The 13,306-nt window shown below is 71.7% G+C and carries 12 protein-coding genes; 2 read left to right on the top strand and 10 right to left on the bottom strand.

Features of this window, described 5'->3' with window-relative positions:
- Positions 1–9 precede the first annotated feature (9 nt).
- Entirely contained in the window at positions 10–687 is a 678-nt protein-coding gene (locus AB0F52_RS15950) for an NUDIX domain-containing protein (protein ID WP_360170471.1), read from the bottom strand.
- A 78-nt stretch (positions 688–765) separates the two neighbouring features.
- On the opposite strand from AB0F52_RS15950, the gene AB0F52_RS15955 reads away from it, so the two are divergent.
- Positions 766–1,767 carry an SPFH domain-containing protein gene (locus tag AB0F52_RS15955; RefSeq protein ID WP_360170475.1) on the top strand — a complete coding sequence of 334 codons (1,002 nt, stop codon included), beginning with the start codon at positions 766–768 and terminating at the stop codon, positions 1,765–1,767.
- Positions 1,764–2,633, top strand: coding sequence for a hypothetical protein (locus tag AB0F52_RS15960; RefSeq protein ID WP_360170478.1), 870 nt, complete (start codon positions 1,764–1,766; stop codon positions 2,631–2,633). The genes AB0F52_RS15955 and AB0F52_RS15960 overlap by 4 nt, the downstream gene beginning before the upstream one ends.
- Positions 2,634–2,696: 63 nt before the next feature.
- Here AB0F52_RS15960 and AB0F52_RS15965 read toward each other — a convergent pair whose 3' ends face one another.
- The 9 genes from AB0F52_RS15965 to AB0F52_RS16005 all read right to left on the bottom strand — a co-directional run bounded on the left by AB0F52_RS15965 (position 2,697) and on the right by AB0F52_RS16005 (position 13,220).
- Positions 2,697–4,922 (bottom strand): glycoside hydrolase family 15 protein, encoded by a 2,226-nt coding sequence (locus AB0F52_RS15965; RefSeq protein ID WP_360170481.1) that lies wholly within the window; start codon positions 4,920–4,922, stop codon positions 2,697–2,699.
- 345 nt (positions 4,923–5,267) lie between these two features.
- Positions 5,268–5,963 (bottom strand): TetR/AcrR family transcriptional regulator, encoded by a 696-nt coding sequence (locus AB0F52_RS15970; RefSeq protein ID WP_360170484.1) that lies wholly within the window; start codon positions 5,961–5,963, stop codon positions 5,268–5,270.
- A 52-nt stretch (positions 5,964–6,015) separates the two neighbouring features.
- Positions 6,016–7,116 carry a glycerate kinase gene (locus tag AB0F52_RS15975; protein ID WP_360170487.1) on the bottom strand — a complete coding sequence of 367 codons (1,101 nt, stop codon included), beginning with the start codon at positions 7,114–7,116 and terminating at the stop codon, positions 6,016–6,018.
- Complete coding sequence (locus AB0F52_RS15980; protein ID WP_360170490.1) at positions 7,113–7,490, bottom strand: gamma-glutamylcyclotransferase; 378 nt, start codon at positions 7,488–7,490, stop codon at positions 7,113–7,115. The genes AB0F52_RS15975 and AB0F52_RS15980 overlap by 4 nt, the downstream gene beginning before the upstream one ends.
- Positions 7,491–7,499: 9 nt before the next feature.
- Positions 7,500–8,945, bottom strand: a complete 1,446-nt coding sequence (locus AB0F52_RS15985; RefSeq protein ID WP_360170493.1) for an NCS2 family permease — start codon at positions 8,943–8,945, stop codon at positions 7,500–7,502.
- A 109-nt stretch (positions 8,946–9,054) separates the two neighbouring features.
- Positions 9,055–9,531 (bottom strand): nucleoside deaminase, encoded by a 477-nt coding sequence (locus AB0F52_RS15990; RefSeq protein ID WP_360170795.1) that lies wholly within the window; start codon positions 9,529–9,531, stop codon positions 9,055–9,057.
- A 70-nt stretch (positions 9,532–9,601) separates the two neighbouring features.
- Complete coding sequence (gene pucD, locus AB0F52_RS15995) at positions 9,602–11,893, bottom strand: xanthine dehydrogenase subunit D (protein WP_360170496.1); 2,292 nt, start codon at positions 11,891–11,893, stop codon at positions 9,602–9,604.
- Positions 11,890–12,360, bottom strand: coding sequence for a (2Fe-2S)-binding protein (locus tag AB0F52_RS16000; RefSeq protein ID WP_360170499.1), 471 nt, complete (start codon positions 12,358–12,360; stop codon positions 11,890–11,892). The genes pucD and AB0F52_RS16000 overlap by 4 nt, the downstream gene beginning before the upstream one ends.
- Positions 12,351–13,220 carry an FAD binding domain-containing protein gene (locus tag AB0F52_RS16005; RefSeq protein ID WP_360170502.1) on the bottom strand — a complete coding sequence of 290 codons (870 nt, stop codon included), beginning with the start codon at positions 13,218–13,220 and terminating at the stop codon, positions 12,351–12,353. Before AB0F52_RS16005 ends, AB0F52_RS16000 begins: the two co-directional genes overlap by 10 nt.
- Positions 13,221–13,306 lie beyond the last annotated feature (86 nt).

Consider the following 13,306-nt stretch of genomic DNA (forward strand, 5'->3'; position numbering starts at 1 on the left):
CCGCCGAAGTCAGCTTCGCAACATCGGCGGGTACAGCACGTCCGCCTTCCCCCGCCGGTAAAGCCGGGCCGGGCGGCCGCCGTCGCGGGTGGTCGTCCGGCCCGTCGGCTCCAGGAGGCCCTCCGCGCCCGTCACCTTGCGGTGGAAGTTGCGGGGGTCGAGCCGGGTGTCCCACACCAGTTCGTACACCCGGCGCAGCTCCGCGACCGTGAACTCCGGCGCGCAGAACGCCGTCGCCAGCGGTGAGTACTCCAGTTTCGCGCGGGCGCGCTCGACGCCGTCGGCCAGGATGCGGTCGTGGTCGAACGCCAGGCGCTCGGTCCGCAGTGCGCGCACCGGGGCCCAGCGGGCCTCCGCCGCGTCCGTGCCCGCGCGCGGCACCGGCAGGTCCGGCGCCAGCGCCAGGTAGGCCACCGTCACCACCCGCATCCGCGGGTCGCGGTCCGGGGCGCCGTAGCCCGCCAGCTGTTCGATGTGGACGGTCCCCGAGGCCAGTCCCGTCTCCTCCGCCAGCTCGCGCCGCGCCGCGTCCGCGAGGTCCTCGTCCTCCCGGACGAACCCGCCCGGCAGCGCCCACTCGCCGCGGTACGGCTCCACGCCCCGGCGCACCAGCAGCGCGCACAGCTCGTCCCCGGTCAGGGTGAGCACGACGAGGTCCACGGTGACGGCGAACGGTGGGTGACCCATGCCACCCACCCTAATCGTCAGCTTGACGATTAGCGAGTCCACCCCATATCGTCACCACGACGATAAGAGGAGGACTTCATGGCCGACATCAACCGCCGGTTCGGGTTCCGGCACCTGCGCGGTGCGCCCACCGTGCACATCCGGCACTACCGCCGCGGCAAGCTCGCGCACGACGGCGTCGGGCTGTCGTTCTGGTACCGGCCGCTCACCGCGGTGGTCTCGGAAGTCCCGGTCGACGACCGCGAACTGCCGCTGCTGTTCCACGCCCGCACGGCCGACTTCCAGGACGTCACCGTCCAGCTCGCCCTCACCTTCCGGATCGAGGACCCGGCGCTCGCCGCGCAGCGCATCGACTTCTCCATCGACCCGGACACCGGCCGCTGGCGGAGCGACCCCCTGGGGCAGATCAGCGGGCTGCTCACCGAGAACGTCCAGCAGTACGCGGTCGAAGTGCTGACCCGCACGCCGCTCGAACAAGCCCTCGCCGACGGCGTCCGCGCGGTCCGCGACCGGATCCGCGCGGGCCTGGCCGAAGAGGACACGCGGCTCGCGCAGACCGGTTCGGTGGTGCTCGACGTCCGCGTCGTCGCGATCCGGGCCGAGCCTGAGGTCGAGAAGGCGCTCCAGACGACCGCGCGGGAGAAGGTGCAGCAGGAGGCCGACCGCGCGACCTTCGAGCGGCGCGCGCTCGCCGTCGAACGCGAACGCGCGATCAGCGAAAACGAGCTGCAGAGCCAGATCGAGCTGGCCCGCCGGGAGGAGCAGCTGCTCGCCCAGCGGGGCACGAACGCCCGGCGGCAGGCCGAAGAAGCCTCGGCGGCGAACCGGATCGAGACGGAGGCGCAGGCTTCGCGCGAAGAGCGGTTGACCCAGGTGAAGGCCGACGGCAAGCGAGCGCTCGGCGAAGCGGAAGCGGCGGGCGAGGCGGCCCGGCTGGCGGCGTACCGCGACCTGCCCGAGGGCGTGCTGACCGGGCTGGCGCTGAAGGAACTGGCCGGGAACCTTCCGCGGATCGACAGCCTGGTGCTCACCCCGGACCTGCTCACGCCCCTGTTGGCGAAACTGGGTGTTCGCTCGTGAGCCTCGCCCCTCGGGTCGTGCTCGTCCACCGCCGCACCGAGCTGGCCGAGCTCGTCGCCCGCCACGGCACCCGCGGCCAGGCCGAGTTCTTCCTGCGCACCCGCGGCCGCGACCTCGCCGAGGTCACCGCGGCGGACGCGGCCGTGCGCGCCGCCCTCGCCGCGGCCAGTGCCGCCATCCCGCTGGACTGGCGCCGCGGCGAGGTCGAACGCGCGGACCTCGACCGGTTCCTGTTCACCCCGGAGGACGTCGTCGTGGTGGTCGGGCAGGACGGCCTGATCGCCAACGTGGCCAAGTACCTCGACGGCCAGCCGGTGATCGGCGTCGCGCCCGGTGAGCCCGGCGTCCTGGTCAAGCACCCGGTCGAGGCGGTCGCGGACCTGGTGCGGTCCGCGAACGACGTCGAACACCGGACGATGGCCGAGCTCACCGCGGACGACGGCCAGCGGCTGCTCGCCCTCAACGAGATCTACCTCGGGCACGCCGGGCACCAGACCGCCCGCTACCGGCTGGGGGTCGGTGGCGGGCAGGCGGAACGCCAGGCGTCGTCGGGAATCCTGGTCGGGACGGGCACCGGGGCGACCGGCTGGTGCGGCTCGGTGTGGCGGGAACGCCGCAGCGGGCTGCCCCTGCCGGCCCCCGGCGAGGCCCGGCTGGTCTGGTTCGTGCGGGAGGCGTGGCCGTCGCCGTCGACCGGGACCACCTGCACCGAAGGCGACTTGACGCAGGCGCCGTTGACGGTCGAGGTCGAATCCGACCGCCTGGTCGCGTTCGGCGACGGGCTCGAGGCCGACACGGTCGCCCTCACCCGCGGCCAGACGGCGACCTTCGCTCCCGCGGCGAAGACCGTCCGCCTGGTGCGGTGACGGAACGGACGACACGCGTGCTTGAACGGACGACACGCTTGTCTGGCGGGACGACACGGTGGGTCAGGTGCCGTAGCGGGCCTTGACGATCGAGGGCGTGTCGAGGTTGTGGCCCGCGTCCATGCTCTGCGCCAGCCGCAGGTACTGGCCCTCGGCCCACATCAGCGGGCCCGCGCTGCCGGTCGGCCGGCCGAGGCCGAAGCAGCCGACGTCCGCGCGGTCCCAGACCTGCTCGGGCACGAAGTAGCCGCCGTTGGCCGAGTCCGCCATCGACTTCAGGTACACCGCGGCCGAGCGGCCGTTGGCGAGCTCGTACTGCCCGCGCTCCCCCGACAGCACCGGCCACAGCCGCCCGAACCGCTGGGCACCGCCGGCCGGCCAGCCACCGCAGTTCGCCGTGCTCTCGCCGTAGTTGTCGTGCGGGTAGCGGTGGAAGTAGACGTCGCCGTTCGGCAGTGTCACCTGCATCGCCGAGTTGCCGTCCGACGCGGCGGCCGTCGGCGCGACCGAGTTCGCGATCGTCGCGTCCCCGGCCGGGCGGATGCCGAGCCGCACCAGCTCGAGGAAGCCGAAGTCGGTGACGTCGTGTTCGTAGAAGCAGCCTTCGTCGAAGCAGATGGTCGCGGTGTCGTTCGGGTTGCCGGCGCGGTCGAGGCGCTCGTAGTAGGTGTGGCCGCCCCAGTAGCCGGACGTCGTGACGGTCCAGCCGGCCAGGGAGTTCCGCCACGAATCCGCGGTGGACTCCCACGTCGACGCGCTCGCCGTGTCGGCGTTCGCCCGCGCGATGGCTCCGGCGGCGATCAGCCCGGCGATCTCCGCGGCCACCGAGGACGGCGACTTGCCGTACTGCTCCTCCCACCGCTCGGTCGTGTCCGGGCCGGTGGCGACGATGTGGTTCGCGGTCGTCTTGACCTTGGCGTAGGTCGGGGCGTCGGTGAGGCCGGTCAGCCAGGCCAGCAGGATCGCGTCGGCGTCCTGGTCCAGTTGTTCGCAGCAGCCGAGCTGCCGGGGGTTGGCCCCCGCGACGCCGGAAACCGGGCTGTAGCGCGGGAAGGACCCCGCCGGGTACGTCGTGCCGTCGCCGGCCGTGGGGCTGCCGATCCACTGCGCGTTCCAGAGGAACTGGGCCATCCGCTTGGCCTGCGCAGCGTCGCCCGCGGCCAGGAGCCCGGTGGCCTGCTGGTAGAGGTCACGGCCCCAGACGCGGTGGTAGCCGTCGTTGAGCTGGTCGCCGTTCGTGAAGTTGCCCCAGGGCGTGGCGAGCCCCGCGACGCTCGCGCCCGGGTGCTGTTTGTCTTCGGCGGTCTTCAGCGCCATGGCCGCGACGTAGTAGGCGCGACGCCGTTGCGTGTCCCCGGAAACACCGGCGGGAGCGGGTTTGAGGGAGTTCACGTACGCGTTCCAGCCGCTGCGGTAGGAATTCGACACGGCCGCGAAGCCGCTGCTCAGCGAGGCGCTCGCGGTGGACATGGCCGCTGCCGCCGTGTCGCCGTAGCCTTGCGCGACGGTGAAGGTCGTGTCGGTGCCCACCGGGACCTGTCCACACTGGACGACGTTGCCGGTGCCGGAGACGGCGTCGAACTGGTTGTTCAAGGTCTTGTCGGCGCGCAGGTCGACCAGGCAGTCGCTGGCCGCGCCGCTGTAGCCGTTGTCGTGTGCCGTGAAGCCGGTCGAGACGCGCAGGGCGGAGACGACTGTCGTGGCTGTGCCGCCGAAGAGCGTCTCGGTTCCGCTGGCCATGAGGGCGCCGGTGGAGTCCCACCAGGCGTTGTCGTTGGCGCCGCCGCCCGCCATCGACGGGTTGGCCAGCAGGTAGAGGCGGTAGCTTCCGCCGTCGAGGGACTGGAAGCGGGTGTTCGTGACCAGCGTTGCCCGGGCCGGGTCGGTGACGTAGTCCGTCGTGATGCGGTACTTGCCGCTCTTGGCCGTGTTCGTGATCGTGTACTGGAGAGCCTTCTCGTCGGGCATGGTCACGACGTGGTCGGTGGCGTCGCGCTCCAGGTCTACGAATGTTGCCCCGTCGGTGATGATGAACTGGCGGTCTTGGGTGTTGGGGATGTCGGCTCGGGGGTAGAAGACCTCGGATGTTATGCCGTCTGCGACCGTGAACCAGACTGGGCTGTTCGGGCTTGTGGCGGTGCCTAGGGCGGATTTGTTGCCCGTTGCCCAGGAAGCTCCGCCTCCGCAGCAGTCGGTTGCCGTGCCGGTCGCCTGGGCTGTTGCGGGGAGGGCTCCGGCTAGGAGGATTGCTGTTCCGGTGCAGGCCAGGAGTGCTTTCCAGCTGATCATCGGGCCCCTTCGACGGCTCTGTCGGGTTAATATGTTGTGGGCGGCAACATATTGGGCTTGTTTGGGGTTGGGGGCAATGTCTGATCGGACTGGATCGATTCTGGTGGGTGCTCTCCGCAACCCCGAAGCCTGATTGTGACTACGGCCGGCGGCACCGCGTCAAGGCGGGAAAGCGTGCCTTGACCCGGTGTCGCCGGCCGTGTTCTGGCTTCGGATCGGGGTTGCGGGGGGTCTGGGTTGCGAGGGGGCCGAGTCCCGCCGGAGGGTCGAGTTTCGGGGAGGCCAGAAGGCTGGTTCGGAGGGTTCAGCCCTGAGTGCCGGGAGCGGATTGCGGCTTGGGGGTGCTTACGCGTCCGCTATGCGGTCCAGCCACTCGGCCAGCAGGGTGCGCTCGGCTTCGGTCAGTGCCGTTGCGCCGTCGAGGCCGGCTCGTAGGGCGATTGCTCGCTCCGGCAGGTCTGATCCCGGTGACTCGGGTGTGCCCGTCAGGATGCGGGTCAGCACCGTCTCGCGGGCTGTTTCCGACAGGTCGGGGTCGCGCTGGTCCTCCGGTGTTGCTATCTGGGTCAACACGACGCCCATCCCCGCCGCGTGCGTCAACCTGGCCGCACGCTCGACGCCCACGCGGAGGCGGCCCGCCGCCGCTACTCGCTCGATGATCGCTCTGAGCATTGCCTCGGCTTCGCGGGCTGCGGGGGACGTTCGGCCCGGGCGTGGGTCGCCGTACATCAGCACGTAGAACTCGGGGCGGGACAAGCCGAATTCGATGTGCAGGTCCCAGCCGCGGCGGAGGTCCTCCACCGGGTCGCCCGTTGAGCCCATTGCGCGCTTGCTCTTGAGGTACTCGTCGAAGCCGTACGCCGCGACCGCGTCGAGCAGGCCGTCCTTGTCTCCGAACAACCTGTACAGCGCGGGCGGCTGGACGCCCGCCGCCGCGCTGACCGCGCGGGTCGACAGACCGTCGCGGCCCTCCGCCGCCAGCAGGGCCGCCGCCGCTTCGAGGATGCGGATGCGGGTGTCCACCGCCGTCTTCGTCGCCATGGTTACGATGGTAACAAATCCTCGGTAGCGGTTGTTCGCTCCGCCGGGACACTCACCTGCGCGGCGAGAGGTGGTCGAGCGCCACTCGGTGAGCGAGTCGACGCAACAGTGGTGCCGCCTCCGCCATGCACCGCGCCGGGTCCGGTTCCAGGTCCGTCAGCGCGTACGCGGCCGAGATACCCGCGTTCGCCAGCTCCGCTGCCGCCAGCCGGCAGCGGCCGGACACCGCGACGCAGGGGATGCCCCGGGCTGCCGCCGCCCGGGCCACGCCGGACGGGGCCTTGCCGGACAACGTCTGGTCGTCCAGCGATCCCTCGCCCGTGATCACCAGTGCGGTGCCGGCCAGGGCCGCGTCGAAACCGAGCAGGTCGAGGAGCAGCTCGATGCCGGGGCGCATGCGAGCTCCCAGCAGGGCCATCGCCGCGAAGCCCACTCCGCCGGCCGCTCCGGCGCCCGGGCGGGAAGCGAACTCCGGACCCGCGATCGATGCCCAGTGCCGCAGCGCCGCGTCCAGCGTCGCGACGTCGCCGGGGGATGCGCCCTTCTGCGGGCCGTAGACCGCCGCGGCCCCGCGCGGTCCGTACAGCGGGTTGTCCACGTCGCTCGCCAGCTCGATGTCCACTTCGGACAGGCGGGGCACCTCCAGCGAGGCGAGCCGGGAAAGGGCCGCACCGCCCGGTGGGAGCTCGCGCCCGGCGTCGTCGAGGAGGCGGGCGCCCAGTGCCGTCAGCATGCCCGCGCCGCCGTCGGTGCAGGCGCTGCCGCCGACGCCCAGCACGATGCGGCGGCAGCCGGCCCGGATGGCCGCCGCGATGACGTCGCCGGTTCCCGCGCTGGTCGCCGTGAGCGGCTGCGGTGGCCCGGGCAGCAGGTGCAGGCCGGATGCCTCCGCCAGCTCGACCACCGCGGTGTCACCGCGCGCCGCGTAGGACGCCGTCACCGGCGCCTCCGTCGGCCCGCGCGCCGGGACCCGCACCCGCTCGTACCCGGCGGCGACGGCCGCGTCGACCGTGCCCTCGCCGCCGTCGGCCACCGGGAGGGTGTGCACCACCGCCGCCGGGTGGACGTCGGCCAGGCCCGTGGCCACCGCCGACGCCACCTCGGCCGCGGTCAGCGACCCCTTGAACTTGTCCGGCGCGACCAGGACCTTCACGCGCTCGCCTTGAAGGCCCGCCAGTCGCCGATCTCGGTGATGTCCCGCAGGGCCACGTGCGAGGTGTACGGCCGCCGCAGCAGCATCGCGAACGCCGAGCTGCCGTCGGCCAGCTCCACCACCCCCAGCTCCAGCTCGTGGGGTTCGGACGGGAGCACCTTGTCCCGCAAGGCATCCAGCGAGACGTCGTACACCTCGCCGGTCACCGCCGCGCCGCCGTGCGACACCGGGTACAGCGCCGGGCACTGGTCGCCGACGGCGTAGAACCGGTACTTCGGCGCGGTCTTCGCCGTCGCGACGAACGGCGAACCCGCCAGGAGGTGGTGCAGCGGCTCGCCGCGCATGGCGCCGCCGTTGAAGAACATCAAGGCCACGAGAACTCCTTAACGGAAGAGGGCTTCGACGCCGTCGACGGCGAAGTACACCGCGAACACCAGTGCCAGCAAGGAAAGCAGCCAACCGGCCTCGCGCCACTTGCCGCGGCCGATCTTGATCAGCACGAACGCGATCAGACCGGCGCCGACGCCGTTGGTGATGGAGTAGGTGAACGGGATCAGCGCGGCGGTCAAGAACACCGGGATCGTGTAGTCCGGGTCGTGCCACGGGATGTTCCGGCACTGCGCGACCATCATGCCGCCGATGACCACCAGCGCGGGCGCCGCGGCCTGGGCCGGGACCACCCCGGCGAGCGGCGTGAACAGCAGTGTCCCGGCGAACAGCAGTCCGGTGACCACGCTCGCGAGGCCCGTCCGGGCGCCTTCGCCGACCCCCGCCGCGGACTCCAGGAACACCGTGTTCGGCGACGAACCGGTGACACCTCCGGCGATCGCGCCCGCGCCGTCGACCAGCAGGATCCGGCCCATCCGCGGGACCTTGCCGTTCTTCGACAGCCCGGCTTCGTCCGAGACGCTGGTGATCGTGCCCATGGCGTCGAAGAACCCGGACAGCACCAGCGTGAACAGGAAGACCGTGGCCGCGAGCGCGCCCGCGGAGGCAAAGCCGCCGAACAGGTCGATGTGGCCGAAGAGCCCGAAGTCGGGTGCCGCGACGACGTGGTCGGGCAAGGCGGGGGTGGTGAGACCCCAGCCGCCGACGCCGAACCCCTGGTGCAACACCACGGCGAACACGGTCGCCACCCCGATGCTGATCAGCACCGCGCCCGGGACCTTGCGGGCCATCAGCACGATCATCAGCAGCAGGCCGAAGCAGAACACGACGATCGGCCAGCCGTGCAGGTGCCCGCTCGCCCCGAGGCGCACCGGGACCGTGGTCTGCGCCGCGTCCGGCATCCGGGTCACGAACCCGGCGCTGACCAGCCCGACCAGGGCGATATATAGCCCGATCCCGACGGTGATCGCCATCTTGAGCGGCCTGGGGATGGCGTTCATGATCCGCTCGCGGACGCCGCTGACGGCCATCAGCACGATGCACACGCCTTCGAGCACGACCAGCCCGAACGCCTGCGCCCAGGTCATCGACGGCGCCATCTGGAAGGCGACGATGCCGTTGATGCCCAAGCCGGCGGCGAGCGCGAGGGGCGCGTTGCCGACGAGTCCCATGAGGACGGTCATCACCGCGGCGGCCAGCGCGGTCGCCGTCGTCACCTGTGCGGCCGAGAGCCGGGCGCCGGTGATGTCGGCGGAGGCGCCGAGGATGAGCGGGTTCAGCAACACGATGTAGGCCATCGCGACGAACGTCGTGACGCCTCCGCGGACTTCGCGTCCGATCGTGCTTTGCCGGGCGCGCAGCTCAAACAGCCGATCGAGGAAAGATCGCCGTGGCGCGGGTACTTCGTCGACTACTGGGGTGGGGACTTCCGTCTGGGTCATGCGTCCTGCCCTTGCCGGTGGGTGTGCTCGGCCAGGCCAAGGCACTACGCCGTGCCTGGGCGAGCGGGACGTTCGATTCGGTTTTGCTCCGGTCAGCTGGCCTTGTGGGTCAGTAGTCGGTGCGGTCGGCCTTGTCCAGCCAAGCCGCGAACGGCGCGAAACCGTCCTTTGCAGACAGTCGCGTGACGGGGACCGTCCAGGTGTCGCGAGGACGGTCGAAGAGCTCGTAGAAGGCGCGGTCGTCGAAGCCGGCCTTGGCCGCGTCGTCGCGGTCGGCGGCGAAGAGGACCTTGTCGACGCGCGCCCACAGCGCCGAGGACAGGCACATCGGGCACGGCTCGCAGCTGGACACGAGCACGCAGCCGTCCAGCTTGAACGTGCCGAGCGCCTGGCAGGCCGCCCGGATCGCGACGACTTCGGCGTGCGCGGTCGGGTCGAGGTTGGCGGTGACGCGGTTGACGCCGGTCGAGACGATCTCGCCGTCCTTCACGATCAGCGCACCGAAGGGCCCTCCGCCGTTCGCGACGTTCGTCTCCGCGATGCGGATGGCTTCGCCGAGCCATTCCTGCTCGACGGAAAGCGACATGTCTTTGCGGGGATCCGGGTGGCGGAGCCCCCGGCCCGGGGCGGAGCCCCGGCGTGTAACGGTGGTCATCTCAGACTCCAGTGATGTGTTCGGGGCGGATGGGGACGCGCGGCAGCTCGAGGCCGGTGGCCGCGCGGATGGCGTTGGCGATCGCCGGCGTCGCGGAGATCGTGGGCGGTTCGCCGACGCCGCGGACGCCGTAGGGCGCGTGCGGATCGGGTCGTTCGAGCACGTCGACGCGCATCGGCGGCATGTCCAGGATGGTCGGGATGAGGTAGTCGGTGAACGACGGGTTCCGCACCTTCCCGCCCTCGACCAGGATCTCCTCCATCACGGCGAGGCCGAGGCCCTGCGCGGAGCCGCCCTGGATCTGGGCGACGACGGCGTCGGGGTTCATCGCCTTGCCGACGTCCTGGGCGCAGTCGAGCTGCACCACCTTGACCAGGCCGAGGTCGAGGTCGACGTCGACCACCGCGCGGTGGGCCGAGAAGCCGTACTGGACGTGGGCGTCGCCCTGGCCGGTTTCGGGATCGAGCGGGTGGGTCGGGCGGTGGTGGAACTCGCGGGTCTCCTCGATCGCCGTGTCGCCGAGCACCTCGGCCAGGTCGGCGACGACTTCGCCGTCGGCCGCGACCACCTTCCCGCCGGTGAGGGACATGCCTTCGGAGGAGACACCGAGCCGGGCGCAGACCGCGTCGGCGACCGCGCGGCAGGCGTTGCGGACCGCACCGCCGGTGACGTAGGTCTGCCGCGACGCCGAACTGGAGCCGGCGTCGCCGACGCTCGTGTCGGCCGGGTGCACGCTGACCCGCGTCACGCCCAGCTCGGTGCGGGCGATCTGCTGCTGCAGCGTCACCAGGCCCTGGCCGACCTCGGCCGCCGCGGTGTGGACCATCGCCACCGGCTCGCCGCCGAGCACCTCCAGGCGGACCCGGGCGGTCGAGTAGTCGTCGAGACCTTCGGCGTAGGAGATGTTCTTGATCGTCACGCCGTAACCGACCCCGCGGACGACGCCTTCGCCGTGGGTGGTGTTGGACGCGCCGCCGGGCAGCTCGCGGATGTCGCGGTCACCGGTGGGCTCCGGCGGGAGGGGCAGGTCGCGGACCCGCTGCACCAGCTCCGCCACCGGCGCCGGGAAGTCGACCACCTGCCCGGTGACCACAGTGGACCCTTCGCTCAGCGCGTTGCGGATCCGCAGCTCCGCCGGGTCCATGTCCAAAGCGGCCGCGAGCTTGTCCATTTGGGACTCGTAGGCGTACGTCGGCTGCACCGCGCCGAGGCCGCGCATCGCCCCGCAGGTCGGGTTGTTCGTGTAGACGCCCCAGCCCTCGATGTGCGCGTTCGGGACGTCGTAGGGGCCGACGCTCAGCGTGGTGCCGTTGCCGACCACCACCGGGGTCTTGGAGGCGTATGCGCCGCCGTCGAAGTACAGCTTCGCGCGGACGTAGACGAGCTTGCCGTCGCGGGTGGCGCCGTGCTCGTAGTACATCTTCGCCGGGTGGCGGTGGACGTGCCCGAAGAACGACTCCAGGCGGTTGTAGCTCATCTTCACCGGGCGGCCGGTGCGCAGGGCCAGCATGCACGAGTGGATCTGCACGGACAGGTCCTCACGGCGGCCGAACGCCCCGCCGACACCCGAGAGGGTCAGCCGGACCTTCTCGAGGGGCAAGCCGAGGGCCTTGGCCGTCTGGCGCTGGTCGACGTGCAGCCACTGGGTGGCCAGGTAGAGGTCGACGCCGCCGTCCTCGGCCGGCACCGCGAGCCCGGACTCGGGACCGAGGAACGCCTGGTCCTGCATGCCGATCTCGTACACGCCGGACACGACCACGTCCGCGGTCGCCGTCGGGTCGCCCTTGACGATCCGCTGGTGGCGCACCAGGTTCCCGCCGGGGTGCAGCTTCGGCAGGGTGTCGTCGTGCGCGGCCCGCTCCGGGTCGGTGATCGGCTCGAGGACGTCGTACTCGACGACGATCTCCTTGAGTGCCTGCCGCGCGATCTCCGGGTGGTCGGCGGCCAGGATGGCGACCGGTTCGCCCTGGTAGCGGACCAGGCCGTCGGCCAGCGCCGGGGTGTCCTGGTACTTGAGGCCGTAGACGTTCTCACCGGGTACGTCCTCGTGCGTCAGCACCGCGTGCACACCCGGCTGGGCGAGTGCGCGGGAGACGTCGAGGCGGACGATCCGGGCGTGCGGGTGCGGGCTGCGCAGGGTGGCGCCCCACAGCATGTCCTCGTGCCACAGGTCCGAGGAGTAGGCGAACTCGCCGCGGACCTTGAGCGTGCCGTCCGGGCGCAGCGGGCTCTCGCCGATGCCGCCGGCGATCGTGTCGTGCAGCTCCTGCGGGGAGCGGGCCGGGGCGCTCATCGGACGGCCTTCTTCGCGGCGGCGTCACGGACGGCGTCGAGGATCTTCTCGTAGCCGGTGCAGCGGCAGAGGTTGCCGGCGAGGGCCTCGCGGATCTCGACGTCGCTGGGGTCGGGGACGCGCTCGATCAGGTCGTGCGCCGCGACCAGCAGGCCGGGCGTGCAGAAGCCGCACTGGACGGCGCCGCGCTCGACGAACGCCTCCTGCACCGGGTCGAGGGCGTCCCCTGATGCGAGCCCTTCGACCGTGACGACGTCGCGGCCCTCGGCCTGGCCGGCCGCGACCAGGCACGCGCAGGCCGGAACGCCGTCGAGGTAGACCGTGCAGGAGCCGCACTCGCCCTGCTCACAGGCGTTCTTGGAGCCCGGCAGGCCGAGCCGCTCACGCAGCACGTAGAGCAGGCTCTCGCCTTCCCAGACGTTGTCCGCCCGGCGGTGCTCGCCGTTGACGGTGACGTTCACGCGCACTTCGCGCTCCCTTCGCAGTATTCGCTCCAGGCCCAGGTCAACGTGCGCCGCGCCATCACGCTCAACGCGTGACGCCGGTAGGCCGCACTCCCCCGGACGTCGTCGATCGGCGAGGCGGCCGACGCGACCAGTTCGCCGAAGCGGCGTTTCACGGAGTCGGTCAGCGCCCGGGGCGAGTCCCAGTCCAGCTCGCCGGCCAGGAACTCCTCGGCGTCGAGGGCCCGGCGCGGGGTGGGCGCGGCCGAGCCGACCCCGGTGCCGACCCGCTTCTCCGACGGGCGCAGGGCCAGGCCGAAGGCGGCCACGGCGATGACCATGGCGTTGCGGGTGCCGATCTTGCTGAACTGCTGGGGCCCGCCGGCCGGGGCCAGCAGCACGGCCGTGATCAGCTCGTCCGGCTCCAGGACGTTCCGCTTGACGCCGGTGTAGAAGTCCTTCGCCGCGACGACCCGGGTACCGCGGACCGAGGCGATCTCGACTTCGGCGTCCGCGGCCAGCAGGGCCGGGTGCGAGTCCCCCGCGGGCGAAGCCGCGCCGAGGTTGCCGCCCACGGAACCGCGGTTGCGGATCTGCGGAGAGCCGACGGTCCGCGCGGCCATCGCCAGGCCGGGCAGCTTCGTGCCGAGCTCGGTGATGATCCGGGCGTAGGGCACGGCCGCGCCGATCCGGATCCGGCCGCCGTCGGTGCCGTGCTTGTGCAGCTCGGCGACGCGGCCGAGGTCGAGGAGCGACTCCGGGCGGCGGTGGTCGAAGTTGAGCTCGACCATCACGTCCGTGCCGCCGGCGATCGGGACCGCACCGGGGTTCGCGGCCTTCGCGGCGAGCGCGTCGGCCAGCGAGGCGGGTCGGAGGAATTCCACTGTGGACGTCCTTTCGGGGCTGCTTCGTGAAGAAGTACACACGCTCGGGTGTGGCTCCGACCACGGCTAAACCCCTGAAAGACGGG

This window comes from Amycolatopsis sp. NPDC024027, from assembly GCF_040638975.1.
Taxonomy (GTDB): domain Bacteria; phylum Actinomycetota; class Actinomycetes; order Mycobacteriales; family Pseudonocardiaceae; genus Amycolatopsis.

Bases quoted from the DNA above. Each gene is read 5' to 3' on its own strand.
- AB0F52_RS15950 (WP_360170471.1), bottom strand. From the start codon at position 687: ATGGGTCACCCACCGTTCGCCGTCACCGTGGACCTCGTCGTGCTCACC.
- AB0F52_RS15955 (WP_360170475.1), top strand. From the start codon at position 766: ATGGCCGACATCAACCGCCGGTTCGGGTTCCGGCACCTGCGCGGTGCG.
- AB0F52_RS15965 (WP_360170481.1), bottom strand. From the start codon at position 4,922: ATGATCAGCTGGAAAGCACTCCTGGCCTGCACCGGAACAGCAATCCTC.
- AB0F52_RS15970 (WP_360170484.1), bottom strand. From the start codon at position 5,963: ATGGCGACGAAGACGGCGGTGGACACCCGCATCCGCATCCTCGAAGCG.
- AB0F52_RS15985 (WP_360170493.1), bottom strand. From the start codon at position 8,945: ATGACCCAGACGGAAGTCCCCACCCCAGTAGTCGACGAAGTACCCGCG.
- AB0F52_RS15990 (WP_360170795.1), bottom strand. From the start codon at position 9,531: ATGTCGCTTTCCGTCGAGCAGGAATGGCTCGGCGAAGCCATCCGCATC.
- pucD (WP_360170496.1), bottom strand. From the start codon at position 11,893: ATGAGCGCCCCGGCCCGCTCCCCGCAGGAGCTGCACGACACGATCGCC.